The following is an 18,870-nucleotide window of genomic DNA, read 5'->3' on the forward strand; positions in this document are numbered from 1 at the left end:
CAGATGGTCGGCGTCGCCATGGCCGAGCGCGCCGCGCCGACCGAGCCGCAGGGCGTGCTGGCCAGCCAAGGCGCCTGATCTTCATCGTCACCAAGTTCACAAGCCCGGCTGCCCCGCGTTCCGGGCTTGCGCTTTTGATGGGGTGCGTCGGCGTTGGCCGCCCGCCCGTTCTGTCTCTATAATCGATCGCTTGAGATTGCCAATCAGGGAATGATCCGAATGACCAAACGCAAGATTCTGGTGACCAGCGCGCTGCCTTACGCCAATGCGGGGCTGCACTTGGGCCACATGCTGGAGCAGATTCAGACCGACATCTGGGTGCGCTTCCAGAAGATGCGCGGACACGAATGCTACTATGTATGCGCCGACGATACCCACGGCGCGCCCATCATGCTGGCCGCCGAGAAGCGCGGCATCACTCCCGAACAGCTGGTGAACGAGGTGCGCGAGCTGCATGTCGCCGATTCGCAGGGCTTCCTGATCGGCCATGACAACTACTACAGCACCAACAGTCCGGAAAACAAGGCGCTGGCCGAGCAGGTGTACCTGGCGCTGAAAGCCGACGACAAGATCGCCTGCCGCACCATCGAGCAGCTGTTCGATCCGGAAAAGCAGATGTTCCTGCCGGACCGTTTCGTCAAGGGCGAGTGCCCGAAGTGTTCCGCCAAGGATCAATACGGCGACAACTGTGAAGTGTGCGGCGCCACCTATGCGCCGACTGAGCTGAAGAATCCGTACTCGGCGGTGTCCGGCGCCAAGCCGGTGCTGAAGACTTCCGAGCACTACTTCTTCCGACTGGGCGAGTGCGCCGACTTCCTCAAGCAGTGGACCAGCGGCAGCAGCAAGCGCAGCGACGGCGTGGAGCAGCCGCACCTGCAGCCCGAGTCGCTGAACAAGATGAACGAGTGGATAGGCGGCGGCCTGCAGGACTGGGACATCAGCCGCGACGCGCCTTACTTCGGTTTTGAGATTCCCGGCGCGCCGGGCAAGTATTTCTACGTCTGGCTGGACGCGCCGATCGGCTACATGGCCAGCTTCAAGAACCTGTGCGAGCGGCTGAACCTGAACTTCGACGAGTGGTTCGCCAAGGACAGCCAGACCGAGATGTACCACTTCATCGGCAAGGACATCCTGTACTTCCACGCGCTGTTCTGGCCGGCGATGCTGAACTACTCCGGCCTGCGCGCGCCGACCGGCGTGTTCGCTCACGGCTTCCTGACCGTGGACGGGCAGAAGATGTCCAAGTCGCGCGGCACCTTCATCCAGGCCAAGAGCTACCTGGACTGCGGCCTGAATCCGGAGTGGATGCGCTACTACATCGCCGCCAAGCTGAACGGCCGCATCGAGGACATCGACCTCAACCTGAACGACTTCGTCGCGCGGGTGAATTCCGACCTGGTGGGCAAGTTCGTCAACATCGCCAGCCGCTCCGCCGGCTTCATCGCCAAGCGCTTCGACGGCATGCTGGCCGTTCAGGTGTCCGACGGCGAGATCCTGGCCAAGCTGCAGGCCGCGGCCGAAGAACTTGCGGCGGCCTACGAAGCGCGCGAGTACGCGAAGGCGCTGCGCGACGTGATGGCGCTGGCCGACATCGTCAACGGCTACGTGGACGCCAACAAGCCTTGGGAGCTGGCCAAGCAGGAAGGCCAGGACGCGCGCCTGCAGGAAGTCTGCACCGTGCTGATCAACGCCTTCCGCCTGCTGACCATCTACCTGAAGCCGGTGCTGCCCAAGCTGGCCGAAGGCGTGGAGGCCTTCCTGGACGTGGCGCCGCTATCCTGGAGCGACGCGCAAACCCTGCTGCTGGGCAAGAAGATCCAAGCCTACCAGCACCTGATGCAGCGCATCGACCCGGCGCTGATCGACAAACTGATAGAAGCGAACAAACAGAATATGCAAGCTACCCAAGACGCGCCGTCAGCCGCCGCGCACGAGCCGCTGGCTGAAACCATCAAGATCGACGACTTCGCCAAGGTCGACCTGCGCGTCGGCAAGGTGCTGGAATGCAATTTCGTCGAAGGCTCGGACAAGCTGCTGCAGTTCACCGTCGACCTGGGCTTTGAAAAGCGCAACATCTTCTCCGGCATCCGCAAGGCGTATCAGGAGCCGGAAAAGCTGGTGGGCCGCCACGTGATCGTGGTCGCCAATCTGGCAGAACGCAAAATGCGCTTCGGCGTGTCGCAGGGCATGATCGTCTGCGCGTCCGGCGTTGACGACAGCGAAGGCCTGTTCTTGCTGGACGTGGACGCCGGCGTGAAGCCGGGCATGCGCGTAGGCTGAGCAATCTCAGCTAGCGCTTTTGATCTAGGTCATGGTAAATAAGTAGCATTACCAGTTAAGTTAATCCAGCTTGGCTAACGCGGCCCCAGCGACCATATTGGTAGCTGGGGCTTTGCTTTCTGACAAGCAGAGCTTCCCCGCTGCTTGAGACCGTCCATGTCTGCCACCCACTGCGCTTGAATTCTGGCGCGCGGCAATTCAAGGCATGCGGGATCAGGATGAAGGGGGAAGGGCTTAACGGTGCTGTCATCGTGGCCTGCTACTGTCGGTCTGTGCCGGCAAGCTGTCGGTACGGGAACTTTCCTCAGCCGATAGTGACTAAAAAACCTAATATGCGCTTGTTTTGTTTAAAAAAAGAATAAGGAAACCATAATGAAGATTTCGCAACTGAAACCCGGCTACAAGGTGTTCGAATACAAAGACAGCGGCGGCGTTGTCCACTACGAAGTGGTCAGCATCCGCCAGGTCGGCAAGATGTTCGAAGTGACGTTCCGGTCCGCGTTGGGCATGGCCAGCGCGATGTATCCCGCCAATGGATTCATCCAGGCCGCGGCCTGATACCGTGTTCGGCCCCGCGTGGGCAAAAGGAAAACCAGCCCCGCTCGCGCGGGGCTTCGCTTTTGTTGACGTCGGCATGGAAAAGCGGCAGTTTGACGGTTTTAGCCTAAGGAGTTGCCATGGCGCGCCGAAGCCGATTGCTGCTGGAGTTGGTCGTCAATTTCCTGCTGCCCTGGTTGTGTTATCGCTGGGGCAAGCCGCACTGGGGCGAAATGGGCGGCTTATTGTTGTCCGCCGTTCCTCCCTTGTTGTGGAGCGGCTGGGAGCTGTGGCGCGATCGTCGGGTCGACGCGCTGAGCATGATGGTCTTGCTGGGCATCGCATTATCCCTGGCGGCCATGGCGCTGGGCGGGAGCGAGAAAATGCTGTTGCTGCGCGAGTCGCTATTGTCCGGCTTGTTCGGCGTGGCATTTCTATTGTCGCTGCTATTGCCCAGGCCGCTGGTGTTTTACCTGGCCCGCGCCACGATAGAACGCAGGCATGAGGAGGGGCGGGCGCGTTGCGAACAGTTGTGGCAGCAAGCGCAGTTCCGCCGCGGGATGCGCGCGATGACGGCTTTATGGGGATGCGGCCTGGTATTGGAGATGCTGCTGCGCAGCTGGCTGGCCTGGCATTGGCCAGTGGAGCGTTCGATTCTGGTGTTGCCGTGGATCAGTTATGCCGTATACGGCGGCTTGATGGCGGTGACTTGGTTTATGCGCCGCCGCATGGGGGATCGCCAAGCGGCATGGGCGGCATAGCGGGCTGGCTTGGCACTGCATATCCAATACGGGTATGCTGGCTGCCTACTCTTAAGTGGCTAAACAAAAAAAGAGGGCCGCACGAAGCGGCCCGAAGTTCCGTGATGAACACTTAGGAGAACAGGCATCGCCGTTCTGCCCACGCTGGCAGTCGCGAACAGATTGCAACACCCGTCAAAATGCACAAGGTCGTTTCGCACGCTCAGTCAAATGGCAGTTCAACCAAGATGCGGAGCAGAGTCGCTTTCGCTACGCTGCCGACCACGATGTCAATGTAGCGCGCTTTTGTTGATGGCTGATGTGTTTGGGCTCGGCATCTGTTAAAGAGTATGAATGAACGGCGGGGCAGTCGTTTAAAATTCTTTAGCTCAAAGCATTGACGCGCCGGATGGATTGGCTTATAGTTCATTCCTCTGCACGAAATACAGCGCAGAACAGATTTCAGACGCGGGGTGGAGCAGTCTGGTAGCTCGTCGGGCTCATAACCCGAAGGTCGTAGGTTCGAATCCTGCCCCCGCAACCAAATAAAGCAAACGCTTAGGCCAACTTTTCGAAGTTGGCCTTTTTGCTTTTCCAGACCGTGTAACCGCTGTGTAAGCGGATTCGGTCCGTCTCGGTCGCTGTGAATCTACGCGGTCAAAAGGCGGCATCCTGCTGGATGCGATGCCAAGCATCCCCTTCCTCAAGCTACCTGTTGTTCTCTACTACCAGCCGGACAGTTTTCTGAGCCGGTTACCCACTCTGCTGGAGATCGTGGTTCAGGTTTCGCGCAAGATCGTCTTGGCGGCTACTTGAACGGGGAATCATGCCCGCGATTTCGCCGCGCAAGAACGCCAAGCCGTGGAAGTCGAAAATAGCCGGCTGCCAGTGCGCAATGCAGTAATTGCGGCACGCTAGCATTTTCAGCGAGTCAAAGGTTAGCTTCGGCGAAGGCACGCAACGCCGCGCCGTCCATCCTGTAGTAGATTTTGTCTTCGACGATCCGAGCGCCGATGTGGTGGTAAAAGTCGACTGCGGCCTGGTTGCCCCGTTCTGCGGTCCAATCCAGCCTCTGACAGCCGTGGTGGACGGCCATCTGAGCCAGCGCGCGCAGCAGCGTCTTGCCGGCGCCGCTGCCGCGGGCCTCCTCCAGCGTGAACAGGTCTTTCATGTACAGCTGGCCGCTGTATCCCGGCGCTGGATAAAGCAGGGAAAAGGTGGCGAGGCCGATGGCCTGGCCGTCTTGCTCCGCCAGCATGACTTGTACCCCGCAGTGCGGCTGGAAAAGATTGCGCGCCACATAGCGGGCAGAGGCTTCGCGATTGGCGCGCTCGGGACCGAAATAGTGCAGGTCGATCCGGTAAAACAATTCAGCCAAGGCCGCGGCGTCGGCCGGATTGGCAAGGCGGGTGGAGATCATGCTTTTGTCCTTTCGAATAAAAGCATGATCATAATGATGATGTTTGGATTCGGCTAATCAGGCATGTTCGCGACGGAATACCCAGCTGAGTTCGCTTGAGGCCGCGGCATCGAAGGCGTAGCCCTCGCTGTCGAAGCCGCGCAGCTGCTCCGGATTGGTCACGCCGCGTTCCGCCGCCCAGCGCGCCATCAGTCCGCGCGCGCGTTTGGCGTAGAAGCTGATGATCTTGTACTGGCCGTTCTTTTTGTCCTGGAACACCGGGGTGACGATGGCGGCGTTCAAGGCCTTGGGTTTGACCGACTTGAAGTACTCGTCGGAGGCCAGGTTGACCAGGGTACGCTGGCCCAGGGTTTCCAGCTGTTCGTTGAGCTTGCCGGTGACGATTTCGCCCCAGAACTCATACAGATTCTTGCCGCGGCTGTTGGCCAGCCGGGTACCCATCTCCAGCCGATAAGCCTGCATCAGGTCCAGCGGACGCAAGACGCCATATAGGCCGGACAGGATGCGAAGATGCGCTTGCAGATAATCGATGGCGTGCTCGCTCAGCGAGGCGCCGTCCAAGCCCTCGTAGACATCTCCCATGAAGGCGTAGACCGCCTGCTTCGCGTTGTCCGGGGTGAAGGAGGGCTGCCAATCGGCGTAACGGCCGACATTCAAGGTGGCCAGCGCATCGCTGATGTTCATCAGCTTGGCGATGTCCAGCGGGCTTTTCTGCCGCAATACCCGGATCAGCTCGGCGCTGTGGTCGAGCAGATCCGGCTGGCTGTAGCGGTTCACGGCGGGAGGCGTTTGGTAGTCCAGCGTCTTGGCCGGAGAGATCACCATCAACATGCGGCTAGTCCTTGGGTAATGAGACCGTTATTGTACCGAAGCCAGAGCCTGTTGACGTTTGCGGCGTGGGACGCGTTGGCGCCGGATGGAAGGCTCGCAGTCTTCCGCGGCGGATTTGGATAGAATGGAAGCGATCAATCAATCATGGGAAAGTCGGCATGCGGGTTTTGGTGCAGAGGGTAAGCCGCGCGGAAGTGACGGTGGCGGGCGAGATACGCGGTGCAATCGGCGCGGGTTTGCTGTTGCTGGTGGGCGTGGAGGAGGCGGATGGCGCTGCCGATATCGAGTGGCTGGTGCGCAAGATCAGCCAATTGCGCGTGTTCAATGACGAAGCGGGGGTGATGAACCGCAGCCTGCAGGATTGCGGCGGCGAGGCTTTGGCGGTCAGCCAGTTCACCTTGTATGCCAGTGTGAAGAAGGGTAACCGGCCATCGTATTCGCGCGCGGCGCGCGGCGAAATTTCACAGCCGATGTTCGAGCGCTTCGTCGCAGCGTTGTCGGCAGCGCTTGGCAAGCCGGTGCCGACCGGCGTGTTCGGCGCCGACATGCAAGTCAGCCTGGTCAATGATGGCCCGGTGACGATCTGGCTGGACAGCCGCAATCCGGAGTAGCGCGATGAACCGATGGCAACATCCTTGGCGGGTGCTGGTGGTGCCGTACTACCTGAACCGTTACGCGCGCCAAGTGCATGTGTTGCGCGTGTTGCTGGCTTTTCTGCTGGGTTTGGCTTTGGTGATATCCAGCGGCATTCCGCACGGCGGCTGGATGCTGGTGACGATATTGATCGTGCTGGGCGGAGTGCCGCATTGGGGCGGGGTGAGGCGCAAGGCGCTGGAGCGGATGGGCGGTTCGCTATTGGGCGCGCTGGCAGGTCTGATCGCCATCCTGCTGCATGGCGTCTCGCCATGGCTGTGTTACGGCTGGATGTTGCTGGTGATTGCCCTGAGCAGTTGGCATGCGCAAGGCAAAGGCGGTTATCTGGCGCTGCTGACCGGCATCACGCTGGTGATCGTCGGCGGCTTGGGCGACGAATCGATCAACGAGGCGCTGTGGCGCAGCTGCAATGTGCTGATTGGCTCGTTGATCGGCATGGCCGCCGCCGCCACGCTGCCGCTGCGCGCGATAGACAGCTGGCGCTTCCTGCTAGCAGATAATCTGCGCGAGGCGGCGCTGCTGTACAACCGCATCGCGCGCCGCTTGCCGGTGGAGGGCGATGCCGCGCTGGATCAATTCAACTCGCGCCTGATCCGCATGCGCGGCTTGCTGGCAGCGGTGACGCAGGAGGCGGTCTTGACGCATCGCCAGCTGGATCAGGTGCAGCGTTGCCAGCGCGGCATCTGGACGCTGCTGGACCGGATGGACGAGGTGGCGGCCACCACGCCGGCGCTGGCCGAGGATCGCTCGCCGCGGCGGGCGATTGTCCGCACGCTGTTGCGCGCCGCGCATGCTTTGCGATTCAATCAGCCGCAGCTGCTGGCCAATCCATTGCCGGCGGCCGACAACCCGGCGCGCATGCGCCAGCCCACGCACTGCCACTGGCTGGTGGCGGAGCTGTCGTTGACGGTGGAGGCCTTGCGATGCCAGTTGCAGGAGATTCTGCCGCGGCTCATAGAGGCGCCGCCGCCGGCGCGCAGCTTGGTGCGGCGGCTGAGCGGATCTCGCCGGCGTTAAGCGTCGATAAGCAAGCTGCCGCTTGGACTGTCTGCGTTGGCGCGCCACTGCTCGGCGGCGCAGCGAGGCGCGGTTGGCGACGCTAAGTGTAAAAAGCAAATGGCCCGGAGACTCCGGGCCATTTTTTGCACTATCTCGTTTACAGGCCGACGATCTTGACCTTTTGTCCCGGCTGCAGATGGCTAGTCTGGCGGCTGCCGTTCAGGCGGTGGATATCATAGTGGCTGACGCCGAAGCGGCGGGCGATGCTGTACAGCGTGTCGCCGCGCTGGACCACGTATTCGGTGCTGTGCGCAGACGCTTGCGAGCGGTTGTCGCTGACCTTGATCAGCACCGGATCGGAGCCTGCGCTGCTGGCATTGCTCGCCAGCTGGAAGTCCGTGGCGGCAGGGGTTTTCAGGCGCAATTGCTGGCCCACCTGCACCAGATTGCCATCGAGCTGGTTCAAGGCTTTCAGCTCGTCCACGCTCAGATTGCTGCGGCGGGCGATGCTGTACAGCGTGTCGCCGCTGGCTACGGTGTAGCTGTCCAGGCTGCGCGTGGTCAGCGAACGGGCTGGGGCGGCATCATCGTTTGTCGAGCTGGCGATCACGACTGTCTGGCGAGCCGCTTTGCTGGCCTCGATCTCGACAGCAGCAGTGACAGCCGGTCCAGCGGGCTGGGCAGCTTGTGCGATCAAGGTGTTCTGTTGCGCCGGCGCCGTCACTGCGACCTGGATGGGCGCGGCGGACGCGTCATCTGCCTTGGCCAGCATGGTTTGGCCTGCCGATGTGTCCGGCAGCGGCGTATCCACCGACTCCAGCGACTGGCCGTCATTCAGGCGCGGGTTCATCGCCACCAACACCGGCTGCCCGGCCTTCAGCGTGTTGCCGCCGATGCGGTTGGCCGCCAGCAGCTGGCTGGTGCTCATGCCGTGCTGGCTCGCGATGGCCGCCGGGCTCTCGTCGCCCTTGGGCAGATACACTTCCCAAGTCAGCAGGGGCTTGTCCCATTTATCGAGATTGGCCTGGAATTTGTCGATCTTGGTGGCGGGCAGCAGCATCTGGCGGCCGGCCTTGTAGGCGAACACCGGCAGATTGAAAGCCGGGTTCAGCTCTTTGAATTCGGCCACGGAAATCCCCGCCAGCTTGGCGGCGATGTCGATGTTCATATGCTTGCCGGTGGAAACGGCGACGAAGTAGGGCTTGTTGGGGAATTTATCCAGACGCACGCCGTACTTTTCCGGGTTGGCCAGAATATTGCGCACCGCCAGCAGCTTGGGCACGTAGTTGCGCGTCTCGTTCGGCATGCGGACGTTTTCGTAGGTCGGAGTTTGACCCGTTGCCTGCACCCTGGCGATGGAGCGGGCCAGATTGCCCTCGCCCCAGTTGTACGCCGCCAGCGCCATGTTCCAGTCGCCAAACTGCGCGTACAGGTTCTGCAGGTAGTCCAGCGCGGCGCGGGTGGCGTCCATCACGTCGCGGCGGCCGTCATACCACCAGGTCTGTTCCAGTCCGTAGTGGCGGCCCGTGGCCGGCATGAACTGCCACAGACCGGCGGCGCCGACGCGTGAGCTGGCCGTGGGCACAAAGGCGCTTTCCACCATGGGCAGCAGCGCGATTTCAGTCGGCATGCCGCGGCGCTCCACCTCGTTCATGATGTGGAACAGGTATTTGCGGCTGCGGTCCAGCGTGCGTTTGAAATACTCTGGGCGGCTGGCGTAGAAGCGTTCCTGGCGGCGTATCACGTCGGCGTTGACTTCATCCAGCTGGAAGCCTTCGCGCACGCGTTTCCATACGTCGTCGCCATTGCGCAGCAGGCTGGAGTTCATCAGCATCATGTCCAAGCCGGCCGCCTGCGCTTCGTCCACTGGCGAAGCCGGTGGCTGATCGACCGCGGCGGCCTTGGCCGGCGATGCGAACAGCAATGCGAGAGACACGCTAAGTGCCAATGGAGTGAAGCGTTTCATGCAGACGAGCCCGTAATTCAGATTTCGGCTGATGCTAAACATGCGCATGGGGGGTGTCAATTCAAAAAACCAAATAATTTCATGCGCTTTCATTGTTAATAGACTATCCGGCCCGTCTGTAAAGGAAGTCGTGGCCAAGCCAAGTGAAGTTACTTATTTCGCATGCGATTCATGGGCGGAAAACATCCTTCCAGGCGCGCAGCCGGGCGAAAGCGGCCGTCTCGTCGTCGCCGGCCTGCGCGCCTTGCGCCAGCAGGCTTTGGCGAATGCCGGCGGTGTCGCAACGCAAAAACGGATTGCTGGCTTTTTCCAGCGCGATGGTGCTCGGCAGAGTGGGCTGACCGCGGTCGCGCAGCGCCTGGTCGCGGCTCAGACGCATGGCCAGCACGGGGTTGGCCGGGTCCGCGGCCAGCGCGAAGCGCAAATTCGACAAGGTATATTCGTGCGCTGGATAAACTTTGGTTTGCGGCGGCAGCTCGGCCAGTTTTTTCAGCGAAGACAGCATCTGCGCGGCCGTGCCTTCAAACAGCCTGCCGCAGCCAGCGGCGAACAGCGTGTCGCCGCAAAACAGCGCATCGTCAAGCCGATATGCCAGGTGGTCCAGCGTGTGGCCCGGCACCGCCAACACACAGGCCTCGCCCATACTCAGCGACACGGTGTCGCCTTCCATCAGCGGGATGTCGACGCCGGCGATGCCGGCTGGGCCATAGACAATCGCCTCCGGCCATGCCTGCTTCAGGTCCGCCAGCCCGCCGCAATGATCGGCGTGGTGGTGGGTGACCAGAATGGCTTCGAGCTGCAGGCCGTGCGTCCGCAGATGGCCCAGCAGCGGCGCGGCTTCGCCGGGATCCACCGCGACAGCGCGCGCGCCTTGCTGCAAAAGCCAGATATAATTGTCTGAGAAAGCCCCGATCGGGGTGATGCTAAATGTGGCTGCCATAAGGCCTTCCTCAATGAAAAATTCGTTTGGCGGCTGGCTGACCGGCACCGAACTGGGCCGTTATCTGCTGGCGCGCGAGCAGGAATACTTCGAGCGGGCGGTGGCGGACGCCTTCGGCTACCATGCGGTGCAGGTGGGCGTGCCGGAGATGGACTGCCTGCGCGGCAACCGCATTCCCTGGCAGTGCCGGGTGGCTGGCCATGGCGAGGTGGATGTGCGTTGCGATCCGGCCTTTCTGCCGTTTGAGACCCGCAGCCTGGACTTGCTGGTCATGCCTCATGTTCTGGATTTTACCACCCTGCCGCACCAGGTGCTGCGCGAGGCCGACCGCGTGCTGATGCCGGAGGGCCGGCTGATTCTCACCGGCTTCAATCCGCTGTCCTTGTGGGGCGTGCGCCGGCTGATCCAGGGCAAGGAATCCGCGCCGTGGAACGGCAACTTTTTTACCCAGTTGCGGATCAAGGACTGGCTGGCTTTGCTGGATTTGGAGTTGGAAGAAGCCGCTTTTCTGGCTTACGCGCCGCCGTTCTCGCGTCAGGATTGGCTGTCGCGCTGCGATTTTCTGGAAGATGTCGGCGAGCGCTGGTGGCCGCTGGCTGCAGGGGTGTACGGCATCGAGGCGGTCAAGCGCCAGCGCGGCATGCGCTTGATTACGCCGACCTGGAAACAGGCGGTCAAGAACAAGGGCGCTTTGGGCGTGGTGGCGGGCAATGAGCGCCAGCACACGCACAAGGCGCCGGAAACAAACGAGCGGGACGGCGCATCGTCCTGCCATTGAACGAGACAGCATGACGACTGACGACAAGGTAGAGATTTATACCGACGGCGCCTGCAAAGGCAATCCCGGTCCCGGCGGCTGGGGGGCGCTGTTGCGCTTCAAGGGCAAGGAAAAAGAGTTGTTCGGCGGCGAGCGCGGCACCACGAACAACCGCATGGAAATCATGGCCGTGATCCGCGGTTTGGCGGCGTTGAACCGGCCGTGCCGGGTGGTGGTCTATACCGACTCGCAATATGTGCAGAAGGGCATTTCGGAGTGGATACACGGCTGGAAGGCCCGCGGCTGGAAGACCGCGGCCAAGGAGCCGGTGAAGAACGCCGATCTGTGGCAGCAACTTGACGCCGAGCGCAATCGCCACCTGGAAGTGGAGTGGCGCTGGGTCAAGGGCCATTCCGGCCATGAATTCAATGAAAGAGCCGACCAACTCGCCAATAAGGGCGTGGCTTCGGTCTGAGCCAGCAACAAGCAGCCGCCGCGCCTTGGCGCGGCGGCCGGGAAGCAGCATGAGACAGATTATCCTCGATACCGAAACCACCGGTCTCGACCCGAATCAGGGCCACCGCATCATCGAATTCGCCGGCCTGGAAATGGTGGGCCGCAAGCTCACCGGCAAGCATCTTCATCTTTATATCCACCCGGAGCGTCCGATTGATCCAGACGCCCAGCGCGTGCACGGCATTTCGCTGGAGTTCCTCGAAGGCAAGCCGGTGTACGCCAAGGTGGCGGCTCAGATCGCCGATTTCCTGCGCGACGCCGAGCTGATCATCCACAACGCGCCGTTCGACGTCGGCTTTCTGAATGCCGAATTCGCCAAGCTGGGCATGGAGCCGATCGACAAGCTGTGCGCCAACGTCATCGATACGCTGGCCGAAGCGCGCGACATGTTCCCAGGCAAGCGCAACAGCCTGGATGCCTTGTGCGACCGTTTCGAGATCGACCGCTCCAACCGGACCTTGCACGGCGCGCTGGTGGACTGCGAGCTGCTGTCGGAAGTCTATCTGTGGATGACCCGCGGCCAGGAGAGCCTGGCGATGGACATCGAGGTGGAGGTGCCAGGCGGGCATGCCGGCCACGACCTGACTTTCGAGCGCAAGCCCTTGAAAGTGCTGGCCGCTGATGAGGCTGAGCTGGCGGAGCATCAGGCTTATCTCGACGTGCTGGACAAGACGGTCAAGGGCAGCTGCGTCTGGCGCGCGCTGGAAAACCCGGCGCCGGCGGAGGCTTGAGCCATGGCCCAAATGATTGCGCTGGTGCCGGCCGCAGGATCGGGCAGCCGTTTCGGCGCGCCCAGCCCCAAGCAGTATCTGCAATTGAACGGCAGGCCGCTGATGTGGCACGCGCTGGCCACGCTGGCGGCGGTGCCGGCGATAGACAAGGTGGCGGTGGTGATTTCGCCGCAAGACGAATGGTTCGATGATTTCGACTGGCGTCTGCCCAAGCTGGAAGTGCACCGCGTCGGCGGCGCCAGCCGTGCCCTGAGCGTGGCCAATGGGTTGGCGGCATTGGCGCCAGGCGAGGACGATTGGGTGCTGGTGCACGACGCGGCGCGCTGCTGTCTGTCGGTGGCGGCGGTGGAGCGGTTGATCGCCGCCTTGGCGGGCCATCCGGTGGGCGGCCTGCTGGCCTTGCCCGTGCCGGACACCGTCAAGCGGGCGGACGCTGAGGGCCATGTCGCCGCCACCGTGCCGCGCAATGCCCTGTGGCTGGCGCAAACGCCGCAGATGTTCCGCGCCGGGCTGCTGGCGCGGGCGCTGGGAGAGGGCGCGGCGGAAGACATCACCGACGAGGCTTCCGCGGTGGAGCGGCAGGGGCTGAAGCCGCTGCTGGTGGAGGGCGATGCGCAAAACTTCAAGGTGACCTATCCGCGCGATCTGGCCCTGGCCAAGGCCATTCTGGCCGCGCGCGGCGAGCAGTAGCGCAGAATTGCAATCATAAGGGAAGAGTATGTTTCGTATCGGGCAGGGTTACGACGTGCATCAACTGGTGGCCGGCCGGCCGCTGATTCTGGGGGGCGTGCAGATTCCGCATGAGAAGGGCCTCTTGGGCCATTCCGACGCCGACGCTTTGCTGCACGCCATCACCGACGCGTTATTGGGCGCGGCGGCGCTCGGCGACATCGGCCGCCACTTTCCAGACACCGCGTTGGAATTCAAGGGCGCGGACAGCCGCGTCTTGCTGCGCGAAGCGGCCGCGCGGGTGCGCGCCGCCGGCTGGCGGCCGGTCAATGTGGACAGCACCTTGATCGCGCAACAGCCCAAGCTGGCGCCGCACATCGACGCCATGCGCGCCCATATCGCTGCCGATCTGGGCCTGGACCTCGGCGCGGTCAACGTCAAGGGCAAGACCAATGAGAAGCTGGGCTACCTTGGCCGCTGCGAGGCGATCGAGGCCCAGGCGGTCTGCCTGCTGGCCCCGGTTTAGCCCCGCCGCCAGCTGTCATGACTGGCGGCTTGTGGGATAATTGGACATCATCGCTCATGCCGGGCGCCGACTCGGCCGGCACAACAACATGCCAGGAGGCTACATCATGCTGACCCAGGACCAACTGAAACTCGCCGTTGCCAAGAAAGCGCTGGAGTTCGTGCCGGAAGACGCCATCATCGGCGTGGGCACCGGCAGCACCGTCAATCTGTTCATCGAGGAACTGGCCGGCATCAAGGACCGGATCAAGGGCGCGGTGTCCAGTTCCGACGCCTCCACGGCTCGCTTGAAGGCGCATCATATTCCGGTATTCGACCTTAACGAAGTCGACAAGCTGCCGGTTTACATCGACGGCGCCGACGAGATCAATCATCATCTGCACATGATCAAAGGCGGCGGCGCGGCGCTGACGCGCGAGAAGATCGTGGCCGGCGTTGCCGACGAGTTCATCTGCATCGCCGACGAGAAGAAGTACGTCACCATGCTGGGCGCCTTCCCGCTGCCGATCGAAGTCATCCCGATGGCGCGCAGCTATGTGGCGCGCGAACTGGTGAAGCTGGGCGGCCATCCGGAACTGCGCCAGGGCGTCACCACCGACAACGGCAACGTGATCCTGGACGTGCACGGCCTGCAAATCATGAAGCCGGTGGAGCTGGAAGAAACCATCAACCATATCGCCGGGGTGGTGACCTGCGGCCTGTTCGCCCGCCGCCGCGCCGATGTGCTGCTGCTGGGCAAGCAGGACGGCGTAGCCGTGCTGCGCTGAGCGCGCGCCGGCCAGCCGATGCAGAACGCCCGCCTGGACGAATTTTTGTGTCGATCGGGCGGCCTGTCCTGCCCCGGCGTTTGGCCGCGCTGAGCTGGTTTGATTGGTAAGGGCATCGCCTTGCCGACGCGGAGAGAAGACATGTCACGGCACTGTCATCTTGCCGCCTTACCATTTTCTTTTTACTTGCAAGATCCTTGAGGCAGACATGGCAGAGCATATTTCCAAGCAGTTCGATCTGGAACTGGAAACCATCCGCACCCGCGTGCTGCAAATGGGCGGCCTGGTGGAGCAACAGATCCTGTCCGCTGTCGATGCCTTGATGTCGGGCGACATCGCCCGTCTGGACAAGGTGGCGGCCGAGGACGCCCTGGTCAACGCGATGGAAGTCGGCATCGACGACGACTGTCTGCACATCATCGCCCGCCGCCAGCCGGCGGCCAGCGATCTGCGCATCGTGTTCACCGTGATCAAGATCATCACCGATCTGGAGCGCATCGGCGACGAAGCGGCCAAGATCGCGCGCATGGGCAAGACCATCCACCAGTCCGAGCGCTACCAGATGCCGCGCTTCCGCGAAATCGAAAAAATGGCCGAAGTGGCGTTGGCCATGCTGCGCCGCGCGCTGGACGCCTTTGCCCGGCTGGACCCGTCCGCCGCCTTGGAGTTGGCGGAGGAAGACATCCGGCTGGACGAGAATTTCGCCTCCGAGCTGCGTCAGCTGATCACCTTCATGATGGAAGATCCGCGCACCATCAGCATGTCCATCGACACGCTGTTCATGTCCAAGGCCATCGAGCGCATCGGCGACCACGCCAAGAACATCTCCGAGTACGTGGTCTATCTGGTGAAGGGCAAGGACATCCGCCACACCACGCTGGAAGCCATCAAGCGCGAGACGCTCGGCCGCTGAGGCGGGCGCTTGCCTGACATGACGCGGGAGGCAAAATGGCGGTAACATTTCACGGTTACCGCCATTTTGTTGCCAAGGCGAGGCGCCGGGTTTTTGCGCCGCGCGCGCCGGGCAGAAACCATCGAACAAGAAAAGGGGTGTCTTTGACACACACCACGCCCCCCCACACCGTATTGGCCACCGTAGACCTAGGGTCCAACAGCTTCCGCCTGCAGGTTTCCCGCGTAGTGGACGATCAGCTGTACGCGCTGGACGTGATGAAAGAAACCGTTCGTCTGGGCGCCGGCCTGACGGCCGAAAAAAATCTGGATGAAGACACCCAGCAGCGCGCGCTGGCTTGCCTGGCCCGTTTCGGCGAACGCTTGCGCGGTTTTGTGCCGGGCCAGGTGCGCATCGTCGGCACCAATACGCTGCGCGTCGCCAAGAATGCGGCGGCCTTCATTGCAGAGGCCGAGCAGAAACTGGGCTTCCCCATCGAGGTGATCGCCGGCCGCGAAGAGGCGCGGCTGATTTACCTGGGCGCCGCCCATTCGCTGCCGGACACCAAGGAGCGCCGCATGGTGGTGGACATCGGCGGCGGTTCCACCGAATTCATCATCGGCAGCCATTATAAGGCGCTGGTGACGGAAAGCCTGCCGCTGGGCTGCGTCAGCTACACGCTGCGCTTCTTCCCCGGCGGCAAGCTCACGCGCAGCAATTTCCGCGACGCGACCCTCGCCGCGCGCAACGAGATCCAACGCATCCGCCACGAATACCGGCCCAGCGAATGGCAGCTCGCCGTCGGCACCTCCGGCACCGCGCGCTCCTTGCGCGACGTGCTGGAAATCAACGACTGGAGCCGGGCGGACATCACGCTGGCGGGCATGGAGCAGCTGCGCGAGCTGCTGATCAAGCAGGGCAATATCGACTCGATCAAGGTCAACGGCCTCAAGGCCGACCGCGCGCCGGTGCTGGCCGGCGGCCTCGCCATCATGATCGCGGTGTTCGAAGAGCTGGAAATCGAGAAGATGATCGTCACCGAAGGCGCGCTGCGCGACGGCGTGTTGTACGACCTCTTGGGCCGCCAGCGCGAAAAGGACATGCGCGACAGCACGGTGGGCCTGTTCAAGCGGCGTTATCACGTGGACGCGCAGCAAGCCGAGCGGGTCAATCAGCTGGCCGAGCGGCTGTACCGCATGCTGGCCGGCGAGGACGTGGACCAGGACATGCTGAAGCTGCTTTCCTGGGCGGCCAAGCTGCACGAAATCGGCCTGACCATCGCCCACACCGCCTATCACAAGCATTCCACCTATATCCTGCAGAACGCCGACATGCCGGGCTTCTCCAAGCGCGAACAAGCGGCGCTGGCCACGATCGTGCTGGGCCATCGCGGCGACATGGGCAAGATGGCGCAGTACATCAGCCAGCCGGCGCTGTGGCAGGCCGTCGTCGCGCTGCGCATCGCCGTGCTGTTCCATCGCCGCCGCCAGCCGCTGGCATTGCCGGAGGTGCTGGATCTGAAGCAGAACGCCAGCGGTTTTGAGCTGAAAGTCAGCCAATGCTGGCTGCAGGAAAATCCGCTGACTGCCAGCAGTTTCCGTCAGGAAGTGAACCAATGGAAGACTGTCGGGTTCAAACTGGACATCGTCCAGGAATAAGCCGACGCTGATATGGCGATAACGCGGCCCGGGCTGTCCCGGGCCTTTTCATTGCGCGGCCTGCGACTGGACCCTCCTTACCATCATGTCCAAGGAGCCGCATGCGCCATCCTGTCCTGAAACGCGAGATCCCATCGCTGGGCGAAGCGCCCGGCGCGCTGATTCCGGTCGGCGAGCCCCAATCCGGTGAAACCAGCCTGAGCTGGATCGAATACGACGCCGAAACCTTAAGTGAAACCGTTTGCCGCGATGTCGAGCAGGCCTTGGCGCAGGCTCCGACCGGCAAGGTGCGCTGGCTGAATGTGTACGGCTTGCGCGACCCCGAGGCGCTCAAGCGCCTGGGCAGCCATTTTGGGCTGCATCCGCTGGTGCTGGAGGATATTCTCAACGCCGGCCAGCGGCCCAAGGTGGAAGACTACGGCGATTATCTGTTCATCGTCAGCCGGGTGTTCGACTATCCGCTGGATGGCAGCCGGCTGGTGTCCGACCAGGTGTACATGGTGCTGGGCGAGGGATTCGTGCTGACCTTCCAGGCGCGCCCCATCGGGGTGTTCGATGCGGTGCGCGACCGGCTGCGCCGCCAGCGCGGCCAGGTCCGCCGCAAAGGCGTCGATTATCTGGCTTATGCGCTGCTGGATGCGGTGATTGACGATTATCTGGCGGTGCATGCCCGCTTCAACGAACGCGTGGAGCAGGTCGATGGCCGGCTGCTGTCCGGCAACGATCACGGCTTGCTGCGCCAGGTGCAGCGCCTGAAGCGCGACTGCCTCAAGCTGCGCCGGGCCTTGTTGCCGCTGCGCGAAGTGCTGCTGACGCTGAATCGCGGCGAAGATGGCCTGTTCGCGCCGGAAACCCAGCTGTATCTGCGCGACGCTTATGATCATACCGTCCATGTACTGGAATCGCTGGAAATGAGCCGGGAAATGGTCAGCGACATGCTGGACCTATACCTGTCCACCCAGTCCAACCGGCTCAATCTGCAGATGCGCAAGCTGACCGTGCTGACCATGATCTTCATGCCGCTGACGCTGATCGCCGGCATCTACGGTATGAACTTCGAACACATGCCGGAACTGAAGTGGCACTATGGCTATCACGCGGTGTTGGGCGCGATGGCGTTACTCACCAGCGGCTTGGCGTGGGCGTTCTGGAAGCGGAAGTGGATTTGAGACGGCGTGGTGCGCCGCATGAGGTGAGCTTGAATGCTGCAAGAATGATCGCGAAGGTGTTTTGGCTGAAATTGATGGCCAGTTCAGTCAGTCTGGCGGACGGAGTCGAGTTCGGGCAGGGCTGGCGTGTGGAGGCGAGGGCGCAGCAAGGGCGCGATCATCAATATGGGTATGAGCTCCGTCTTCGACAAGAAGGCAATGGCCGAATGGTCGATGTCTTTAGACAAAACCTTGGCTACGGCCAGTTTCAGAGCTTGATGAGATTGGTGCTGGATGGCGAACCGTATCTGGTGGCAGTCAGCCGCAGCGAGCAGAATGGCGTTTGCATGGTATATGGCTTGCGGGCGGATGTTTTCGTTGTCGAGGGCGAGCAGCTTAGGCTGATCCGTGTTTTGCCAGAGCTGCATATTGGGCCGGGGCATCCGCTATTGCAAAACCCTGGCTCCATTCATGCTGAGGAGGAGGGGGCCGGCTGTCGGGAGAGTTCAGCCAGCCCAGAGGCCTTGCTTGAGGCTTTGCGTTATACCTGGGGCAGGCCTTGAGAACCTGCTCCGCCCTGCATCTGGCTCCACGCTTCAAAATGTCTTGAGCAAGCTCAGTGATCCGGTGTTTCGTTCATACCTCATCCGATCTCACCCGCTTCACACCCGCCTGCCGCATTGCCATCCAGGCATCTGCCAGCGAGCCGTCGATGTCTATCGCGCGACAGGCGTCCTCCACCACGAAGGTTTCAAAACCGGCGGCGCGGGCGTCGATGGCGCTCCAGGCCACGCAGAAATCGGTGGCCAAACCGGCCAGCCACACTTTCTTGACCCCAGC

20 protein-coding genes and 1 tRNA gene are annotated in these 18,870 nt (G+C 62.3%); 16 read left to right on the forward strand and 5 right to left on the reverse strand.

Annotated features, from left to right (window positions below):
• The first annotated feature begins 210 nt into the window (after positions 1–210).
• From metG to BI343_RS09835, 4 genes are all read left to right on the forward strand, one after another.
• Positions 211–2,280 (forward strand): methionine--tRNA ligase, encoded by a 2,070-nt coding sequence (metG, locus tag BI343_RS09820; RefSeq protein ID WP_422614112.1) that lies wholly within the window; start codon positions 211–213, stop codon positions 2,278–2,280.
• A gap of 372 nt (positions 2,281–2,652) precedes the next feature.
• On the forward strand, positions 2,653–2,838 hold the full coding sequence (locus BI343_RS09825) for a hypothetical protein (RefSeq protein ID WP_043624213.1): 186 nt from the start codon (positions 2,653–2,655) through the stop codon (positions 2,836–2,838).
• Between the two features lie 119 nt (positions 2,839–2,957).
• Positions 2,958–3,578, forward strand: coding sequence for a VC0807 family protein (locus BI343_RS09830; protein ID WP_071109570.1), 621 nt, complete (start codon positions 2,958–2,960; stop codon positions 3,576–3,578).
• A 446-nt stretch (positions 3,579–4,024) separates the two neighbouring features.
• Positions 4,025–4,101, forward strand: a tRNA-Met gene (locus tag BI343_RS09835).
• A 387-nt stretch (positions 4,102–4,488) separates the two neighbouring features.
• On the opposite strand, the gene BI343_RS09840 is transcribed toward BI343_RS09835, so the two are convergent.
• Together BI343_RS09840 and yaaA are read right to left on the reverse strand one after the other, a co-directional pair.
• Positions 4,489–4,977 (reverse strand): GNAT family N-acetyltransferase, encoded by a 489-nt coding sequence (locus BI343_RS09840; protein WP_043629921.1) that lies wholly within the window; start codon positions 4,975–4,977, stop codon positions 4,489–4,491.
• A gap of 57 nt (positions 4,978–5,034) precedes the next feature.
• The gene (gene yaaA / locus BI343_RS09845; RefSeq protein ID WP_071109571.1) at positions 5,035–5,808 is read right to left on the reverse strand and encodes a peroxide stress protein YaaA; all 774 of its coding nucleotides are present in this window, start codon (positions 5,806–5,808) and stop codon (positions 5,035–5,037) included.
• 158 nt (positions 5,809–5,966) lie between these two features.
• On the opposite strand from yaaA, the gene dtd reads away from it, so the two are divergent.
• A complete protein-coding gene (gene dtd, locus BI343_RS09850) occupies positions 5,967–6,419 on the forward strand; it encodes a D-aminoacyl-tRNA deacylase (RefSeq protein ID WP_043629925.1) in 453 nt (150 codons plus the stop codon).
• 4 nt (positions 6,420–6,423) lie between these two features.
• Positions 6,424–7,479 (forward strand): FUSC family protein, encoded by a 1,056-nt coding sequence (locus BI343_RS09855; RefSeq protein WP_071109572.1) that lies wholly within the window; start codon positions 6,424–6,426, stop codon positions 7,477–7,479.
• A gap of 139 nt (positions 7,480–7,618) precedes the next feature.
• Here BI343_RS09855 and BI343_RS09860 read toward each other — a convergent pair whose 3' ends face one another.
• Both BI343_RS09860 and gloB read right to left on the reverse strand, forming a co-directional pair.
• Positions 7,619–9,397 carry a lytic transglycosylase gene (locus tag BI343_RS09860; protein ID WP_244886617.1) on the reverse strand — a complete coding sequence of 593 codons (1,779 nt, stop codon included), beginning with the start codon at positions 9,395–9,397 and terminating at the stop codon, positions 7,619–7,621.
• Positions 9,398–9,596: 199 nt separating this feature from the next.
• Positions 9,597–10,367, reverse strand: coding sequence for a hydroxyacylglutathione hydrolase (gloB, locus tag BI343_RS09865; protein ID WP_043629927.1), 771 nt, complete (start codon positions 10,365–10,367; stop codon positions 9,597–9,599).
• Positions 10,368–10,380: 13 nt separating this feature from the next.
• Here gloB and BI343_RS09870 point away from each other — a divergent pair, with 13 nt between their 5' ends.
• The 10 genes from BI343_RS09870 to BI343_RS19635 all read left to right on the forward strand — a co-directional run bounded on the left by BI343_RS09870 (position 10,381) and on the right by BI343_RS19635 (position 18,593).
• Complete coding sequence (locus tag BI343_RS09870) at positions 10,381–11,145, forward strand: class I SAM-dependent methyltransferase (protein ID WP_043629929.1); 765 nt, start codon at positions 10,381–10,383, stop codon at positions 11,143–11,145.
• A gap of 10 nt (positions 11,146–11,155) precedes the next feature.
• Positions 11,156–11,599, forward strand: a complete 444-nt coding sequence (gene rnhA, locus BI343_RS09875) for a ribonuclease HI (RefSeq protein ID WP_043629931.1) — start codon at positions 11,156–11,158, stop codon at positions 11,597–11,599.
• Between the two features lie 49 nt (positions 11,600–11,648).
• A complete protein-coding gene (gene dnaQ, locus BI343_RS09880) occupies positions 11,649–12,371 on the forward strand; it encodes a DNA polymerase III subunit epsilon (RefSeq protein ID WP_043629934.1) in 723 nt (240 codons plus the stop codon).
• A gap of 3 nt (positions 12,372–12,374) precedes the next feature.
• A complete protein-coding gene (ispD, locus tag BI343_RS09885) occupies positions 12,375–13,061 on the forward strand; it encodes a 2-C-methyl-D-erythritol 4-phosphate cytidylyltransferase (protein ID WP_071109573.1) in 687 nt (228 codons plus the stop codon).
• Between the two features lie 28 nt (positions 13,062–13,089).
• Positions 13,090–13,566, forward strand: coding sequence for a 2-C-methyl-D-erythritol 2,4-cyclodiphosphate synthase (gene ispF, locus BI343_RS09890; RefSeq protein ID WP_071109574.1), 477 nt, complete (start codon positions 13,090–13,092; stop codon positions 13,564–13,566).
• Positions 13,567–13,672: 106 nt separating this feature from the next.
• Positions 13,673–14,332 (forward strand): ribose-5-phosphate isomerase RpiA, encoded by a 660-nt coding sequence (rpiA, locus tag BI343_RS09895; RefSeq protein ID WP_043629943.1) that lies wholly within the window; start codon positions 13,673–13,675, stop codon positions 14,330–14,332.
• Positions 14,333–14,540: 208 nt separating this feature from the next.
• The gene (phoU, locus tag BI343_RS09900; RefSeq protein WP_043629949.1) at positions 14,541–15,245 is read left to right on the forward strand and encodes a phosphate signaling complex protein PhoU; all 705 of its coding nucleotides are present in this window, start codon (positions 14,541–14,543) and stop codon (positions 15,243–15,245) included.
• Positions 15,246–15,388: 143 nt separating this feature from the next.
• Positions 15,389–16,882: an exopolyphosphatase gene (gene ppx, locus BI343_RS09905; RefSeq protein ID WP_043629971.1), complete on the forward strand. Its 1,494-nt coding sequence runs from the start codon at positions 15,389–15,391 to the stop codon at positions 16,880–16,882.
• Between the two features lie 101 nt (positions 16,883–16,983).
• On the forward strand, positions 16,984–18,051 hold the full coding sequence (gene corA / locus BI343_RS09910; RefSeq protein WP_043629953.1) for a magnesium/cobalt transporter CorA: 1,068 nt from the start codon (positions 16,984–16,986) through the stop codon (positions 18,049–18,051).
• Positions 18,021–18,593 carry a hypothetical protein gene (locus tag BI343_RS19635; RefSeq protein WP_139165696.1) on the forward strand — a complete coding sequence of 191 codons (573 nt, stop codon included), beginning with the start codon at positions 18,021–18,023 and terminating at the stop codon, positions 18,591–18,593. Before corA ends, BI343_RS19635 begins: the two co-directional genes overlap by 31 nt.
• Positions 18,594–18,666: 73 nt before the next feature.
• Here the strand turns inward: BI343_RS19635 and BI343_RS09920 are convergent.
• Positions 18,667–18,870: isochorismatase family protein (locus BI343_RS09920; RefSeq protein WP_139165697.1), on the reverse strand; the 204-nt coding region annotated here is incomplete at its 5' end.

Origin of the sequence: Chromobacterium amazonense, assembly GCF_001855565.1 — a bacterium.
GTDB classification, from domain to species: Bacteria; Pseudomonadota; Gammaproteobacteria; order Burkholderiales; family Chromobacteriaceae; genus Chromobacterium; species Chromobacterium amazonense.